This window comes from Chromobacterium violaceum ATCC 12472 (genome assembly GCF_000007705.1).
GTDB lineage: Bacteria > Pseudomonadota > Gammaproteobacteria > Burkholderiales > Chromobacteriaceae > Chromobacterium > Chromobacterium violaceum.
In genome coordinates, this window is the sequence record NC_005085.1 from 1,829,977 (window position 1) to 1,845,828 (window position 15,852).

18 protein-coding genes and 1 pseudogene are annotated in these 15,852 nt (G+C 66.6%); 15 read left to right on the forward strand and 4 right to left on the reverse strand.

From position 1 onward, the window contains the following. Window positions 1–473 precede the first annotated feature (473 nt). The 8 genes from CV_RS08280 (at window position 474) to CV_RS08315 (ending at window position 5,792) form a co-directional block, all read left to right on the forward strand. Window positions 474–1,031 (forward strand): AAA family ATPase, encoded by a 558-nt coding sequence (locus CV_RS08280; RefSeq protein WP_011135242.1) that lies wholly within the window; start codon window positions 474–476, stop codon window positions 1,029–1,031. A gap of 207 nt (window positions 1,032–1,238) precedes the next feature. Next, window positions 1,239–1,454, forward strand: a complete 216-nt coding sequence (locus CV_RS08285; RefSeq protein WP_011135243.1) for an RNA-binding S4 domain-containing protein — start codon at window positions 1,239–1,241, stop codon at window positions 1,452–1,454. A gap of 1 nt (window position 1,455) precedes the next feature. Then, window positions 1,456–1,650, forward strand: a complete 195-nt coding sequence (locus CV_RS08290) for an oxidoreductase-like domain-containing protein (protein WP_011135244.1) — start codon at window positions 1,456–1,458, stop codon at window positions 1,648–1,650. Further along, window positions 1,637–2,494 carry a 3',5'-nucleoside bisphosphate phosphatase gene (locus tag CV_RS08295; protein WP_011135245.1) on the forward strand — a complete coding sequence of 286 codons (858 nt, stop codon included), beginning with the start codon at window positions 1,637–1,639 and terminating at the stop codon, window positions 2,492–2,494. Before CV_RS08290 ends, CV_RS08295 begins: the two co-directional genes overlap by 14 nt. An 18-nt stretch (window positions 2,495–2,512) precedes the next feature. Beyond that, window positions 2,513–3,136, forward strand: coding sequence for an L-threonylcarbamoyladenylate synthase (locus CV_RS08300; RefSeq protein WP_011135246.1), 624 nt, complete (start codon window positions 2,513–2,515; stop codon window positions 3,134–3,136). 25 nt (window positions 3,137–3,161) lie between these two features. After that, window positions 3,162–3,803 (forward strand): site-2 protease family protein, encoded by a 642-nt coding sequence (locus tag CV_RS08305; protein WP_011135247.1) that lies wholly within the window; start codon window positions 3,162–3,164, stop codon window positions 3,801–3,803. A gap of 77 nt (window positions 3,804–3,880) precedes the next feature. Continuing rightward, on the forward strand, window positions 3,881–4,522 hold the full coding sequence (locus tag CV_RS08310) for a site-2 protease family protein (RefSeq protein WP_011135248.1): 642 nt from the start codon (window positions 3,881–3,883) through the stop codon (window positions 4,520–4,522). A gap of 73 nt (window positions 4,523–4,595) precedes the next feature. Continuing rightward, complete coding sequence (locus CV_RS08315; RefSeq protein WP_011135249.1) at window positions 4,596–5,792, forward strand: tryptophan--tRNA ligase; 1,197 nt, start codon at window positions 4,596–4,598, stop codon at window positions 5,790–5,792. 83 nt (window positions 5,793–5,875) lie between these two features. Here CV_RS08315 and CV_RS24390 read toward each other — a convergent pair whose 3' ends face one another. The 4 genes and pseudogenes from CV_RS24390 to flgA form a co-directional block, all read right to left on the reverse strand. Beyond that, window positions 5,876–6,424 carry a methyl-accepting chemotaxis protein gene (locus tag CV_RS24390; RefSeq protein WP_246880908.1) on the reverse strand — a complete coding sequence of 183 codons (549 nt, stop codon included), beginning with the start codon at window positions 6,422–6,424 and terminating at the stop codon, window positions 5,876–5,878. Between the two features lie 12 nt (window positions 6,425–6,436). After that, window positions 6,437–7,201 (reverse strand): annotated as a pseudogene (locus CV_RS24395) (PAS domain-containing protein); the annotation flags it as partial. A gap of 174 nt (window positions 7,202–7,375) precedes the next feature. After that, window positions 7,376–9,952 (reverse strand): TonB-dependent receptor plug domain-containing protein, encoded by a 2,577-nt coding sequence (locus CV_RS08325; protein ID WP_043595855.1) that lies wholly within the window; start codon window positions 9,950–9,952, stop codon window positions 7,376–7,378. A gap of 218 nt (window positions 9,953–10,170) precedes the next feature. Beyond that, window positions 10,171–10,881 carry a flagellar basal body P-ring formation chaperone FlgA gene (flgA, locus tag CV_RS08330; protein ID WP_011135252.1) on the reverse strand — a complete coding sequence of 237 codons (711 nt, stop codon included), beginning with the start codon at window positions 10,879–10,881 and terminating at the stop codon, window positions 10,171–10,173. Between the two features lie 130 nt (window positions 10,882–11,011). Between flgA and flgB the strand changes: the two genes are divergently transcribed. Genes flgB through flgH form a run of 7 tightly spaced genes read left to right on the forward strand, consistent with a single transcriptional unit; the run spans window position 11,012 to window position 15,846 of the window. Then, window positions 11,012–11,365, forward strand: coding sequence for a flagellar basal body rod protein FlgB (gene flgB / locus CV_RS08335; protein WP_011135253.1), 354 nt, complete (start codon window positions 11,012–11,014; stop codon window positions 11,363–11,365). Window positions 11,366–11,368: 3 nt separating this feature from the next. Next, a complete protein-coding gene (gene flgC / locus CV_RS08340; RefSeq protein ID WP_011135254.1) occupies window positions 11,369–11,773 on the forward strand; it encodes a flagellar basal body rod protein FlgC in 405 nt (134 codons plus the stop codon). After that, a complete protein-coding gene (locus tag CV_RS08345; protein WP_011135255.1) occupies window positions 11,770–12,447 on the forward strand; it encodes a flagellar hook capping FlgD N-terminal domain-containing protein in 678 nt (225 codons plus the stop codon). Before flgC ends, CV_RS08345 begins: the two co-directional genes overlap by 4 nt. 18 nt (window positions 12,448–12,465) lie before the next feature. After that, a complete protein-coding gene (locus CV_RS08350; RefSeq protein ID WP_011135256.1) occupies window positions 12,466–13,647 on the forward strand; it encodes a flagellar hook protein FlgE in 1,182 nt (393 codons plus the stop codon). Window positions 13,648–13,651: 4 nt separating this feature from the next. Further along, a complete protein-coding gene (locus tag CV_RS08355; protein ID WP_011135257.1) occupies window positions 13,652–14,383 on the forward strand; it encodes a flagellar basal body rod protein FlgF in 732 nt (243 codons plus the stop codon). Window positions 14,384–14,407: 24 nt separating this feature from the next. After that, window positions 14,408–15,196, forward strand: coding sequence for a flagellar basal-body rod protein FlgG (gene flgG, locus CV_RS08360; RefSeq protein ID WP_011135258.1), 789 nt, complete (start codon window positions 14,408–14,410; stop codon window positions 15,194–15,196). Continuing rightward, window positions 15,193–15,846, forward strand: a complete 654-nt coding sequence (flgH, locus tag CV_RS08365) for a flagellar basal body L-ring protein FlgH (RefSeq protein WP_011135259.1) — start codon at window positions 15,193–15,195, stop codon at window positions 15,844–15,846. Before flgG ends, flgH begins: the two co-directional genes overlap by 4 nt. The last annotated feature ends 6 nt before the right edge of the window (window positions 15,847–15,852 follow it).

Below are 15,852 nucleotides of genomic sequence, written 5' to 3' on the forward strand. Positions count from 1 at the left end.
CCCGGCTTGTGTTGGGAATCGGGGCGGGAGGATCCGCGCGGCGGCCGCGCCGCGCGCGTCTGGCGGCCTCCTCGCCGTAAAACGTCGCCTGGAAGCGTGGCCTCGGTGCCTGAATGTCCGGGCGGCGTTCCAACATTTCCGCGGGAGTGTCGGCCGGCAGCGCGCCGGACTGCGCGGGCGTGCAGCCAGGGATTCGCATCAGAGCCTCCATTGTCAACGCGGTTGGAGGCGGAAAAGCGCGCTTGACGCGGCGCGCGGCGATTTTGATCAGGCGTTATGGTCAAATCAAAGATTGTTGGGATGTGCCGGCAACTTCCGCGCGCGGCGGATGGCTGAGGATGGCGGGGGGCTGCTTGGCGCGTTTGCCGCGGAGCCATTGAAAATCCGGGAAAGCACGATCTGTCGCGGTATAATAGCGGGCTTGGCCTGAACGATGGCCGGCGGGTCGCCGGCCGAGCCGGGGAAGATGGGCGATGATGGAGCGAAGACAGGCCGGCGGGCCGATCCGGGTGGCGATAGTCGGCCCGGAGTCCAGCGGCAAGAGCACGCTGGCTGAGGGTTGGGCGGCGCGCCTGCGGGAGCTGGGCTGGAACGCGGCGTGGGTGGAGGAGTATTCGCGCGCCTATTACGCCGATCGGCCCTACGTTTCCGCGATGTCCGACATCGAGGCGATCGCCGCCGGCCAGCTGGCGTTGGAAATGCGCGCGGAAGAGGCCGGGGCGGAAATCCTGTTGTGCGACACCACGGCGCTGACCTGCAAGATCTGGGCCGAAGTGGCGCACGGGCGGGCGTCGGCCGCGCTGCTGGACCTGTACCGGCCGCGCGATTACGCGCTGACGGTGCTGGCCTGCCCGGACATCCCCTGGGAGCCGGACCCGCTGCGCAGCCATCCGACCCAGCGCGGCTGGCTGCTGGATCTGCACCGGCAGGAACTGGCGCGGCAGGGCATCGCGGCGGTGGAGCTGAGCGGCGCGCGCGACGCGCGGCTGGCGCGGGCGATGGCGGCGCTGTCGCCCTTGTTGATTGCCTAAAAAATAATCAGCTGGCGAAAGATTTGAAAAATCATGGTTTTGGGGCGCTTGTCCACAGCGGCTCCACAACATTGTTCTCCGGGCGCGTGGATAGCCCGGCGCGGTTGCCTAAAAAATGGGCGGCCTGGAAAAGTTAAGACAGATTAAGGACTTGTCGGCCTTGTCCACAGGCCGCTCACAAGCCTGTCCAGAACGAGTGTGCAAAACATGAAGGAAACTTACCAACTCTCCGGCGAGTACATCGCGCTGTGCGATCTGCTCAAAGCCTGCAATGTCTGCCATTCCGGCGGCGCGGCCAAGCATTTCATCGCCGAAGGCAATGTGTCGGTGAACGGTCAGGTCGAGCTGCGCAAGACCTGCAAGATCCGCGCCGGCCAACAGGTCAGCGGCGACGGATTTCTGATCGTGGTCGAGGCCGCCTGAGATGGAGGACCCCGCCGACATCATGCCCGAGCCGCCGTTCGAGGTGAGCGACGACATGTGCTGCGGCAGCGGCTGCGAGCCGTGCATCCTGGATATCCACCAGCAGGAGTGGCGCGCCTACCGCGAGCGGCTGGCCGCATGGCAGAGGCGCAGGGCCGCGCGGCAGGCCGCGGGAGGCGACGATGGCCAACATTGACCTGCATTTCCATTCCCGCACTTCGGACGGCGCGCTGACGCCGACCGAGGTGATAGACCGCGCCGCCGCGCGCGCGCCGGCCCTGCTGGCGCTGACCGACCACGACTGCACCGGCGGGCTGGCCGAGGCGGCCGCGGCCGCCGCGCGGCGCGGCATACCTTTTCTCAACGGCGTGGAAGTGTCGGTGAGCTGGGGCCGGCACACGGTGCACATCGTCGGCCTGGGCATAGACCCGGCCGAGCCGGCGCTGGCCGCGGGCTTGAAATCGATACGCGAAGGCCGGTTGGAGCGGGCGCGGCAGATGGGCGCCTCGCTCGAGGCGGCCGGCATCGCCGGCTGTTTCGACGGCGCGATGCGCTGGTGCGACAACCCCGAGATGATCAGCCGCACCCATTTCGCCCGCCACCTGGTGGACAGCGGCGCGGTCAAGGACATGCGCACCGTGTTCCGCAAGTATCTGACGCCGGGCAAGCCGGGCTACGTCTCGCACCAGTGGGCCAGCCTGGAGGACGCCGTCGGCTGGATCGTCGGCGCCGGCGGCATGGCCGTCATCGCCCATCCCGGCCGCTACGACATGGGCAGGACGCTGATCGAGCGGCTGATCCTGGACTTCCAGGCTGCCGGCGGACAGGGCATAGAGGTGGCCAGCGGCAGCCACAGTCTGGACGACATGCACAAGTTCGCGCTGCACGCCGACCGGCACGGACTTTACGCCAGCAGCGGCAGCGACTTCCACGCCCCGGGCGAGGGCGGGCGCGACGTCGGCCACACCGAGGACCTGCCGCCCATCTGCAGGCCGATCTGGCGCGAGCTGGAAGCGCGCATCCTCCGGCCCGCTGACTGACACCACAAGGACAAGAACATGGCGCAATTCTTCGTGATCCATCCCGAGAACCCCCAGGCCAGGCTGATCCGCGAGGCGGTGAAGATCCTGCGCGAGGGCGGGGTGATCGCCTATCCCACCGACTCCTGTTACGCGCTGGGCTGCGCGCTCGGCGACAAGGAGGCGATGGAGCGGATTCTGGAGATCCGCGGCGTGGACCTGAAGCAGCGGCTGATGACGCTGGTGTGCCACGATCTGTCCGAACTGGCCAACTACGCCAAGGTGGACAACCGCCAGTACCGGCTGCTGAAGAGCACCACGCCGGGCAGCTACACCTTCATCCTGCAGGCGACGCGCGAGGTGCCGCGCCGCACGCTCCACCCCAAGCGGGCCACCATCGGCCTGCGCGTGCCGGACCACAAGGTGGCGCTGGCCTTGTTGGAGGAGCTGGGCGAACCCATCTTGTCCTGTACCCTGATGCTGCCGGGCGACGACGTCCCGATGTCCGACCCCTACGAAATCCGTGAGCGGCTGGAGCATCTGGTGGACGCGGTGCTGGACGGCGGCTGGTGCGGCACCGAGCCGACCACCGTGGTCGACATGACCGACGGTGTCGAGCTGGTGCGCGAAGGCAAGGGCGCGCTGGCGCCGTTCGGTTTTTGATTCATCTTTAGTCTGTTAGGAAATCATGCAGGAACTCTCCCTGATCCAGACGCTGGCGGTATCGATACTGCCGGTGCTGTTCGCCATCACCATGCCCGCCGGCGCCCAGGCCTTCATGGCCGACCGGCTGGGCGACCGCACCGCCTACATGACCGGGCGGCGCACCTTCAGCCCCTTTGCCCACATCGACCCCATCGGCTCCATCGTGCTGCCGATGATAGGCGTGGCGATGGGCGGCTTTATCATCGGCTGGCCCAAGTCGCTGCAGCTGAATCCGGGCGCGATGCGCAAGCCGCGCACCGCCTTGGCCAAGGTGGCGATGGTCACGCCGCTGGCCAATCTGGTGATGGCCTTGCTGTGGGCCGGGGCCATCGCCGCCTCCGCTTACGCGCCGGACTATTTCCGCGCGCCGCTGCAGTGGATGGGGCTGATAGGCGTCAAGGTCAATGTGGCGCTGATGATCTTCACGCTGATCCCGCTGCCGCCGCTGCCCGGCGGCGTCATCCTGCAGTCGCTGCTGCCGGCGCGCGCCGCCTGGCAGTTTTCCAAGATCGAGCCCTACAGCTTCTGGATCCTGCTGCTGCTGATGTTCAGCGGCGTGCTCGGCGGCCTGCTGATGCCGCTGCTGAAGCTGGTCAACCTGCTGATCCTGAGCCTGGCGCTGTAGCGGCCGATTGCGGTCGGATTTGCCAAATCCGCGCGGGGCTGTCATGTTCATAGCATGGCAGTGCGAGGAGGACGGGCATGTTCGACTTCAATCAGCTGGTGCAGCAGGTCACGATTTTCGCCTTGCCGGTATTGCTGGCGATCACCCTGCATGAGGCGGCGCACGCTTACGCCGCGCGCCGCTTCGGCGACGACACCGCCTATCTGCAGGGGCGGATGACGCTCAATCCCTTCAAGCACATCGACCCGATAGGCACGGTGCTCTTGCCCTTGCTGACCATCTGGCTCGGCAGCTTCATCTTTGGCTGGGCCAGGCCGGTGCCGGTCAATTTCAACGCGCTGCGCAAGCCGCGCCAGCATATGCGCTGGGTGGCGGCGGCCGGGCCGCTGGCCAACCTGGCGATGATGCTGGGCTGGGCCGTGCTGCTCAAGCTGGCGCTGGGCATGGACGGGGCCTACCGCGACCCGCTGATGCTGATGAGCAAGGCGGGCATCAGCATCAATATCTCGCTGATGCTGCTCAACCTGTTGCCGATCCTGCCGCTGGATGGCGGACGCATCGTCTACAGCCTGCTGCCGCCGGGCGTCGCCTGGCGCTACGCGCAGACCGAGAGCTGGGGCATGTGGCTGTTGCTGCTGCTGGTGGCCAGCGGCCTGTTGGGTGCCATCCTGCAGCCCTTGTACGTCTTGATGTATCATCTGCTGCAACTGTTTTTCTAGAACCCTGAGCGGGCCTGGCCGCCGGATGGTGCCGGCGGCTTTTCATTTCCCGCGCAACCGAGAGCATAACAATATGTCCGCCAACCGCATTCTCTCCGGCATGCGCCCCACCGGCAGCCTGCACCTTGGCCATTACCACGGCGTGATCAAGAATTGGGTGGAGCTGCAGCACAGCCACGAATGCTTCTTCATGGTGGCCGACTGGCACGCGCTGACCACCAATTTCGACGACGTGTCCATCATCGGCAAGTCCATCGACGAGATGGTCATCGACTGGCTGGCCTCCGGCGTCGACCCGGAAAAATCCACCGTCTTCGTCCAATCCAAGGTGCCGCAGCACGCCGAGCTGCACCTGGCGCTGTCCATGGTGACGCCGCTGTCCTGGCTGGAACGGGTGCCGACCTACAAGGACCAGATGGAGAAGCTCAGCCACAAGGACCTGACCACCTACGGCTTCCTCGGCTATCCGCTGCTGCAGGCCGCCGACATCCTGGTGTACAAGGCCGGGCTGGTGCCGGTTGGCGAGGACCAGGTGCCGCACATCGAGCTGACCCGCGAAGTGGCGCGCCGCTTCAACCACATGTTCGGCCGCGAGCCCAACTTCGAAGAGCTGGCCCGCGCCGCGGTGAAGAAAATCGGCAAGGCGGGCAAGGATTTCGATCGTTTGCGCACCGCTTACCTGCAGGACGGCGACGCCGGCGCGCTGGAGAAGGCGCGCGAAATCCTGGCGGCCAGCCAGAACCTGGGCGCGGCCGATCGCGAGCGGCTGCACGGCTGGCTGGAAAACAAGGGCAAGACCATCCTGCCGGAGTGCGAGGCCAAGCTGACCGCCGCGTCCAAGATGCCGGGTCTGGACGGCCAGAAGATGTCCAAGTCCTACGGCAACACAATCACCATGCGCGAAGCGCCGGAAACCGTGAGCAAGAAGATCCGCGGCATGCCGACCGATCCGGCCCGCGTGCGCCGCACCGACCCGGGCACGCCGAGCCTTTGCCCGGTATGGCAGCTGCACGAGGTGTACAGCGACGGCGAGACCAAGGAATGGGTGAAGGCGGGCTGTACCAGCGCCGGCATCGGCTGCCTGGACTGCAAGCAGCCGGTGATCGACGCCGTGGTGCGCGAGCAGCAGCCGATGTTCGAGCGCGCGGAGAAGTATCTGGCCAATCCGAAGCTGGTCGCCGAAATCCTGGCCGACGGCAACGCCCGCGCCGAGAAGGTGGCGCGCGAAACGATGAACGACGTGCGCGCCGCGATGGGCCTCGGCTATTGATGCCGCTCTGTCCGCGCCATGGACGGGAGAAATGAAAAACGGGCCGCGATCATGCGGTCCGTTTTTTTTTGCGGCTGGGCGGTTCAGCTCTGCTGCAGCAGCTCCGAGACTTCTTTCACCACCAGCACCACGTCGCGCGCGCCGCTGCGGATTTCCTGGATTGCGTCGCGCGCCTGGTCCGCCAGCTGCAGGCTATTGCCGGCCAGCGCCTGCATCTGCCGCATCGCCTCGATCGCGGAGCGGGAATCGTCCTGGATGCTCTTGACGATGCCGGAGATCTCGCCGGTGGACTGACTGGTGCGCTCGGCCAGCTTTCTCACTTCGTCCGCCACCACGGCGAAGCCGCGGCCCATCTCGCCGGCCCGCGCGGCCTCGATCGCCGCGTTCAGCGCCAAGAGATTGGTCTGGTCGGCGATGTCGCTGATGGTGTTGACGATGCTGCCGATCTGGTCGGAGCTGTCGCCCAGCTTGGACAGGATGCCGGACGAGGTTTCCACGCTGCCCGCGACGCGGTTGATCTCGGTGGTGGCCTGCTCCAGCACCGAGCTGCCCTGTATCGACAGCTGCTCGGTGCTCTCCGACGCATGCACCGCCGAACGGGCGTTTTCCGCCTGCTGCCTCAGTTTCAGCATTTGCTCGCTGATGTCGCTGGCGAACTTCACCACCCGCACCGGTCGGCCTTGCGGATCCAGCACCGGGTTGTAGGTGGCCTGCAGCCAGATCACCTCGCCATGGCTGTTCATGCGGCGGAACTGCCCCTCCAGGAAGCGCCCCTGTCTGAGTTGCTGCCACAGCTGGCCGTACTCCGGGCCCTGGGCGTAGCTGGGCTCGCACAGCATGCGGTGGTGCTTGCCTATCACGTCGGCGCGCCGATAGCCGAACACTTTCAGGAAGTTGTCGTTGGCGTCGAGGATGTTGCCGTCCAGGTCGAACTCGATGCGGGCCATCGAGTGGTCTATCGCCTGGCGCAGCGCCCTGCTGTCCTCTTCGTCGCGAACCTGCTGGGTGATGTCGGTGGCGACCTTGATCACGCCGGTCACGCGCCCGTCGCCGTCCAATATCGGCGAGTAGCTGGCTTCCAGCCAGATGTCCGATCCATCCTTGCGGCGCCGGAGGAAATGGCCGGCTTGGAATTCGCCGCGCGCCAGCTTTTGCCAGAAGTCGCGGTAGGCGGGGCTGTTGGCGTAGTCGTCCTGGCAGAACATGCGGTGGTGCTTGTCCCGGATTTCATCGGCACTGTAGCCCATGGCGCGCAGGAAATTGTCGTTGGCGTGGACGATTTTGCCGTCGACGGAAAACTCTATCACCGCCATCGAGCGCTCGATGGCGGCAAGCAGGCTGCGCGACTGGCGAAGTTGCTGATTGGCGTGTTCCAGTTCGGCGGCGAGCTTGCGGGTGAAAAAGACCATGGTGAATCTCCGGCGCTGTGCTGTTGCGGTGTTGCGATGGGGGAGGCAGGAAGGGTGGGACGCGCTTCCATTTTGAAGGTTAATGCATGCTTCGTGATTCTACTTAGTATTTTCTTGCCGGCGGAGCGTGAAAAAGAACGGCGGCGCCGTTGGGCGCCGCCGTTGAGAAGGGCGTCAGTCCAGCTTGTAGCGCACGCCCAGCGTGAAGGCGCGGCCGCCCGGATCGTACTGGGTGGCGTCGTAGTAATGGCTGGCGCTCGCGTCCCAGGGCGGGCGGCGATTGGTCAGGTTTTGCACGGCGGCGGTCAGCGTGACGCGCTTGATGCCGGCGTAGCTGGCGCTCAGGTTGAAGGTGTCCAGGCCGTCGACCCGTTGCTGAGTGGCATCGCCGCCGGTCTGGGCATAGCCATCGGTATGGAACCAGGTGAGGGTGGACGACCAGGCGCCGGCGTCCCAATTGGCTGAGGTCTGGCCCTTCCAGCGCGGCAGCGCGCCCAGCAGGTTGCTGCCGGCGCCTTCCTGCATCTCGCCACCCTGCTGCAGCGGCTGGCTGAACGACAGCAGCCGGCTCCACTGCGCCGCCAGAGTCAGCTTGCCGCCGGGCAGCTTCCAGCCCTGTCGCAGTTCGATGTCGAAGCCGGAAGTGTCGCGTCCGCCCAGATTGGTGAAGCGCTGGGTGATGGTTTGCAGCCGGCCTTGGGCGTCGCGGACGATGGCGCCGGGGTAGGCGTCCGGATGGCGCACGATGTCGCTCACGTCTTCCAGGCCGATCACGTCGCGCTGGCGGATGCGGTAGTAATCCAGGCTGACGCTGGTATCGGCGGTCGGGGCGAGCACCAGGCCCAGGTTGGCGTTGGTCGAGCGCTCGGGCTTGATATTCGGATTCGCCGTGATCAGATGAGTGAAGGACACGTTCTGGTTCGGCGTCAGCGGATCGTACGGGTCCTGCACCGAGCCGTAGCTGACCGCGGTGCTGCTGGTGATTTCCGGCAGCGACGGCGCGCGGAAGCCGCGCGACACCGAGCCGCGCAGCGTCAGGCTTTGCAGCGGCTGGTAGCGCAGGCCCAGCTTGGGCGAGAAGGCGTTGCCGAAGTCGCTGTAGTGGTCGGCGCGGGCGGCGGCGTTGAGGCTGAGGGTCTTGCTGATCGGCACGTTGAACTCGCCGTAAGCCGCCTGTATGGTGCGGCCGCCGCGGATCAGGTCCAGCGCCGGCCGCAGCTCCGTGCCGCTGGCCACTTCTGACGAGGTGCCGGAATTCATCATTTCGCGCCGCAGCTGGTAGCCGGCGGCGAAGCCCACCGGGCCGGCCGGCAGCTGGGCCAGCTCGGTGCTGGCGGTGGCGTCCAGGCTGGCGACGCGGTACCAGGCGGGGCGCATGGTGCGGATGCGCAGGCTGTCGCGCACCGCCTCGCTGTTGCGCGAGGGATCGATGAAGTTGTAGCCGCCGTTGGCCAGCAGCTGCTCGTAAGCGTAGCGGTTGACGAAGTTGTACGCGTATTCGCGCAGGCGGCTGTCGGAATACAGGCCGGACACGTCCCAGTCCCAGGCGTCGCCGCTGCCCTTGACGCCCAGCAGCAGGCGGCGGAACGACACGCTGTCGGTCTTGTTGCGCTGGCCCAGGTCGAACAGGTTGGCGGTGAACGGCGTCGGCGAGGCGTTGGGATTGGAGGGGTTGCCGGCCGGCAGCACATTGCTGACCGGCGTCAGCGATTGCGAGGCGGAGTCCCAGGCGCGCAGGCTGCTGGAGATGGATAGCGGCGGGCCGAAGATCTGGGCGCTGTGGCTGGCGCCGTAGAGGAATTCGGCGTAAGCCTCGGTCGCCGGGGTCAGCCGGTAGCTGCCGTGCAATGCCGCGTGATAGCGCTCGATGCCCGGCATCAGCGTGGTGTACTGCGCCGGGTTGTAGGCCCAGATGCGGCCGCTCTTGCCGGGATTGACCGCGCCGTAGTCCAGGTCCTGCGCCGGTCCGGCGGCGTGGGGGAAACGCTGGGTCGGATTGCCGTTGTAGTAGTTGGTCGGCGTGCGCACCAGCTTGCCGCCGGGCAGGCCGCGGAAGTCGTTGTCCTTCAGCCAGTCCACGCCGCTCTGGTCCAGCCGGTCGCGCTTTTGCGCGTCGAAGGAGAACCAGACGTTGTAGCCGTCCTTGTCCAGGTCGCCTTTGCCGGCCAGCAGGTTCATGCGGCGCTCGTCCTGGCCGGTGCTGGTGTCGCGGCCGATGTCGGCGCCCAGCTCCAGGCCCTGGTAGGACGGGTAGAGGATGATGTTGACCACGCCGGCGATGGCGTCCGAGCCATAGATGGCGGAGGCGCCGTCCTTCAGGATTTCGATGCGTTTCACCGCTTTCAGCGGCAGCGAGTTCAGGTCGACGAAGGTTTCCTGCAGGTCCTGGGCGGTGGCGTAGTTGGATACGCGCTTGCCGTTGACCAGCACCAGGGTGTTGCGCTGGCCCAGGCCGCGCAGCGAGACGCCGGCGGTGCCGGCGGAGAAGCTGCCGGTGTACTGTTCGTTGAAGCTGTTGCCGCTGTTGACGGCCAGCGCGCGCAGCACGTCGGGCAGGCTGGTCTTGCCGCTGCGCTCGATGTCGGCGGCGCTGAGGACCTGCACCGGATTGGTCTTGGCCTTGGCGCTGGCGCGCAGATTGGAGCCGGTGACGGTGACGCGTTCCAGCGAGTTGTCGCCGGCGTCGGCGGCGAGGGCGGAAAAAGGCAAAGCGGCGCCCAGCCCGGCCAGCAGCAGGGTGTGTTTGATCATCACGGAGACTTTCTTGGTTATGAAATGAAGCGGCGGGCCTGTCCGGCGGGAGTCAGCCGGACAGGCGGCGACAGCGGAGGCGTCGCGCGGAATGAGAAGAGGTGTGTGGCTGCATCATGGATACAAAATACATAAGACGATATGCAAAATGTATCGATGCGAATGGAATCTGTGAAATGAAAGATTCGGCTTAGCAAATTCGCCGGAAGGGAAAGCGCTCACTCCAGCGGCGCGACTTCTCCTTGGGCGCTGACCCGGGCGTTGATGATCTTGTTGCTGGAGGTGTTGCGCACGCGGATCACCTCGCCTTGGCGGCCATTGGCCAGCGCTTCGCCGGCGCTGGTGACCTCGATGCCGTCCTGGCGCGCGACGATGCTGACGGCGTCGCCGCGTTTCACCCATTGCGGCGGCTGCAGCTGCCTGCGGCGCAGCGGCTGATCCTGGCGCAGCGGCGTCCTGGACGCCAGGCCCTGCGGCGGGCTGGCCTGGCCGAACAGGTCGGCGGGGTCGCCGACCGGGCGCCGCGCCCAGGCGACGTCCTGCGGCGCCAGCGCGACGCCGGCGGGCAGGTCGCGCGCGGCCACCGCCACCCGGGCGCTGACGGCGGCGCGGACGATGACGCCGCCGCGCCAGCCGCTGGCGGGGCAGGCGAGGTCGAAGCGCATGCGGCTGAAGGCGCGGCTGTCGCCGGCCTCGGCCTGCCAGGGCGAGGCGCAGGTTGCGGGCAGGTCGCGCGGCGGGAGCGTCTGCAGCCGGATGTCGGCTTGGTCAAGCCCGGCGTCGGCCAGCCGTTGCCGGATCAGCTTCTGCGCCTGGCGCTCCACTTCCTGTTCGGCCGGCGAGGCGGCCAGGGCGATCTGGGGGGCCTGGACGAGGGCGAGCAGCAGGCAGCCGGCTGAGATATAACGGGTTTTGGTGAATTTGGCCATTACAAAATGCGTGGTAATTGTTGCGTATACGGTGACGGGCGCGCTTATTAGTATCGCTTTCCAATTGAATGGCTATTCATAGCAAATAGCTTGAACATGGTAGTGAACTGATAGGGTCAAGGCAATGGGCATGCATTTGGACAAGGCCCTGAGCATCCACCCCGAGGCCTTGCGGCTGCGGGCGGATCGGACCCGGGTGCTGGCGTCCAACATCGCCAACGAGAACACCCCGGGTTATCAGGCGCGTGACATCGATTTCAAGGCGGCGCTGGCATCGGCGGCCGCCGATTCGCCGTTGGCGTTCGACGACGGCGGCGGCGACCTGTTGTACCGCCTCCCCAACCACCCGTCCCGGGACGGCAACACCGTCGAACTCAGCGTCGAGCAGGCCGAGTTCTCGCAGAACGTTTCCGAATTTCAGACCAGCCTCACCTTCATCAACATGAAGCTGCACGGTCTGGCCAAAGTGATAGCGGGGCAATAATCCATGTCATTCCGCGACATCTCGCGCATCGCCGGTTCCGCCATGACCGCGCAGACGGTGCGCCTCAATACCGTGGCCAGCAACATCGCCAACGCCGACACCGCTTCCGGCGCGGAACAGTCCGCCTACCGCGGCCGCAAACCCGTGTTCAGCAGCCAGATGCAGGGCGAGGGCATGGGCGTGCAGGTGCTGGACGTGGTGCAGAACCAGGAGCCGGTGCGCAAGGCGCACGAGCCGGGCAACCCGCTGGCCGACGCCGACGGCAACGTTTTCTACAGCAACGTCAACGCGGTGGAGGAAATGACCGACATGCTGTCCGCCACCCGCGCCTTCCAGACCAATGTCGAGGTGCTGGCCAAGGTGAAGACCATGCAGCAGGACCTGCTGAAACTGGGAGATAGCGCATGAGCGTGGAACAGGCGCAGGCGCGGCAATTCAGCGCAAGCAACCAGCAGGGCGGCGAACAGAAGGTCGCCCCGGCGGCGGGCAAGAACGGCGCCCAGCCGGGCAACGACATGTTCATGACGCTGTTGCTGGCGCAGATCCGCAACCAGAGCCCGCTGGATCCGGCCGATCCGTCGCAGTTCGTCAGCCAGCTGGCGCAGATGAGCCAGATGCAGAGCACCCAGGACATGCTCAAGCAGCTGCAGAGCCAAGGCGCGATGCTGCGCGAGCTGCAGGGCGTCGCGCTGGGCGCGCAGGTGGGCAAGCCGGTGCTGCTGCAGACCGACCGCATCCGCAGCGACGGCCAGGGCGAGCTGAACGGCCGCTTGACGCTGTCCGGGCAGGAGGAAAGCGCGACGCTGATCCTGACCGACGCGGCCGGCCAGCGCACCCGCATCGAGCTGGGCAAGCGCGAGGCCGGCGCATCGGATTTCAAGATCAAGCTGGCCGACTACCACCTCGCCGCCGGCAACTACCAGGTGGAGCTGTCCACCGCGTCCGGCAGCAAGGGGCTGTTCGAGCTGAAGGCCGAGGTCAGCGGCGTGCGCCTGCCGGTCAACGGCGGCGAGCCGGTGCTGAGCCTGGCCGGCCTCGGCGACTTCCCCGCTTCTTCCGTATCCGCCTTGCTTTCCGCTTAAGCCACCCCGGAGATAACCATGAGCTTCGAGATCGCCCTTTCCGGCATCAACGCCGTCAACAACCAGCTGGGCAGCGTCAGCGACAACATCGCCAACTCCGGCACCTACGGCTTCAAGTCCGGCCGGGTGACTTTTGCCTCCGCCTACGCCGGCAGCCAGGCGATGGGTGTCAACGCCAATCCCAACAGCCAGAACATCGGCCGCAATGGCGGCCTGGTCAACACCGGCCGCGCGCTGGACGCCGCCATCGACGGCCGCGGCTTCTACGTGTCGCGCAGCGTCGCCGGCGCCGTGAGCTACAGCCGGGTGGGCATTTTCGACACCGACAAGGATGGCTACTTGGTCGATAACTACGGCGGCCGCGTGCAGGGCTACGCCCAGTCCGAGGGCGGCGCGCTGGGCGCGCTGGGCGACATCCAGATCCCGACCGGCAACATCGCGGCCAAACCCAGCGACCAGCTGAAGTACTCTGGCAATATGTCGGCCGGCTGGGCGGTGCAGACGGTGCCGTTCGACAAGGGCGTGTCGCAAAGCTTCAACCATTCCACGGTGTCGCCGGTGTACGACTCGCTGGGCAACAAGCACAATCTCACCCAGTACTTCTGCAAGAGCGCCGACAGCACCATCACCGTCCACTACCAGCTGGACGACAAGATGCTGCCCGCCACCACCGACCTGAAGTTCGACACCGCCGGCAAGATGACGCAGCCCACCGCCGCGGTGGACCTGGACCTGGGCACGCCCGCCGGCGCCAACGCGCTGAAAGTGGCGGTGGACTACAGCGGCACCACCCAGTTCGCCGGCGAGCCCAGCACCGTGCGCAACGCGGCCAACGGCTACCCGCCGGGCGCGCGCACCGGTGTCAGCCTGGGCGAGAACGGCGAGGTCATCGTCAGCTACAGCAACGACCAGAAGCAGGTCGTCGCCCGCCTGGCCATCGCCAACTTCGCCAACCAGGGCGCGCTGACCGCCGCGTCGCAGACCAGCTGGCAGGAATCGTCGGCATCGGGTCCGGCGCTGCTGTCGCCGGCCGGCAGCAATATGGCCGGCAAGCTGGTCACCAGCTCGCTGGAGCAATCCAACGTCGACGTCACCTCCGAACTGGTGTCGCTGATGACCGCGCAGCGTAACTACCAGGCCAACACCAAGGTGATCTCCACCGAGAACCAGGTGATGCAGGCGCTGATGCAGGCGGTGTAAGGCGATGGACAAGCTGATCTACACCGCGATGAGCGGCGCCGGCCGCATGCTGCGCGCGCAGCAGATCCACGCCAACAACCTGGCCAACGCCGAAACCGGCGGCTTCCGCGCCGACATCGACACCGCCGTCAGCCAGCAGGTGCCGGGCTACGGCTACGACGCGCGCCTGCTGAGTCAGAACGCGCCGACCGCGTTGTCCGACCGCAACGGCACGGTGGTGGAAACCGGCCGCGACCTGGACATCGCGCTGCAGGGCGACGGCTTTTTCGCCGTTTCCGCGCCTGACGGCAGCGAGGCCTACACCCGCGCCGGCAGCATGGTGGCGGGGCCGGACGGCACGCTCAGCGTCAATGGCCACCCGGTGTTGGGCGACGGCGGCCCGATCCGCCTGCCCGAAGGCTTCCTCAAGGTCAGCGTGGCCGCCGACGGCACGATTTCCGTGCTGAACCCGGACGACGCCGCGATGCAGCCGGTGGACAAGCTCAAGCTGGTCAAGCCCGATCCGCGCGAGGTGGGCAAGCGCCCCGACGGGCTGATCGCCGCCCGCCAGGGCGGGCCGCTGCCGGTGGACGACAGCGTGCGGGTGCAGAGCGGCCACCTGGAGCGCAGCAATGTGTCCGCGGTGGAGGAAATGGTGTCCACCATGACGCTCAACCGCAATTTCGAGATGCAGATGAAACTGTTCAACGCCGCCAGCGACATGAACGAGGCGGGCAACCGCCTGGTGCGCGGCTGAACGGCCGACTGATTGGGAGATACGATGAATCCGGCACTTTGGATCAGCAAGACCGGCATACAGGCGCAGGACGCGCGCCTGACCGCCATCGCCAACAACCTGGCCAACGTCAACACCACCGGCTTCAAGCGCGACCGCATGATATTCGAAGACCTGTTCTACCAGGTCGAGAAGCAGCCCGGCAGCAAGGTGGACGACAACAACGTGTCGCCGTCCGGCGTGCAGATGGGCAACGGCACCCGGCTGGTGGGCAGCCAGAAGGTGTTCACCGAGGGCAACATCACCACCACCAACCAGAGCCTGGACGTGGCCATCATCGGCCAGGGCTTCCTGCAGGTGAAGATGGCCAACGGCGAGACCGGCTACACCCGGGCGGGGCAGCTGAGCCTGAGCAAGGACGGCGTGCTGCAGACCGCCCAGGGCCTGCCGCTGGAGCCCGAGATCCGCATCCCGGCCGACGCCACCAAGATTTCGATCAGCGAAACCGGCGAGGTCGCCGTGACCCGCGGCAGCGGCACCACGCCGGAAGCGGTGGACCGCATCCAGCTGGCCAGCTTCATCAATCCGGCCGGCCTGCTGGCGCTGGGCGACAATCTGTTCCAGAAAACCGACGCCAGCGGCGACGCCAACCCAGGCGATCCCGGCAACGGCGCGCTGGGCAAGCTGAAGCAGGGCAGCCTGGAAGGCTCCAATGTGCAGGTGGTGGAAGAGATGGTGGACATGATCGCCGCCCAGCGCACCTACGAGATGAACACCAAGGTGCTGTCCGCCGCCGACAATATGCTGCAGCAACTGGGCCAGTCGGTACGATGACGCTTGCCCGCCTCGCGCCGCTGGCCGCCTTGCTGCTGGCGGCCTGCGCCCAGTTCCAGCCGCCTCCGCCGGAGCCGGATCCGCTGCCCGACCTGATGCGCCAGCAAACTTCGCTGCCGCAGGGCGGCGGCGTGTTCACCGCCGGCGGCTCGCTGTCGCTGACTTCGGACAACCGCGCCTTCCGCCCCGGCGACGTGCTGACCGTGGTGCTGGAGGAGACCACCCAGGCCAGCAAGCAGGCCGGCACCAGCTTCGGCAAGAAGTCCGGCGCCAAGATCGGCCCTTCGCTGATCGGCAACACCACTTTCAACGCCCAGGTCGGCATCGACGCCAACCGCGACTTCAACGGCTCGTCCAGCTCCACCCAGCAGAACGCGCTGGCCGGCTCGCTGACCGTAGTGGTGCACCGGGTGCTGCCCAACGGCCTGCTGCAGGTCAAGGGCGAGAAGCAGCTGACGCTGAACCAGGGCGAGGAGATGCTGCGCGTGGCGGGCTACGTGCGGGTGGAGGACATCGACACCGACAACCGCGTGTCCTCGCTGCGCATCGCCAACGCCCGCATCGGCTATTCCGGCAGCGGCGCGCTGGCCGACGCCAACAGCCCGGGCTGGCTGATGCGCTTCTTCGCCAGTCCCTTGATGCCGTTCTAGGGTTCG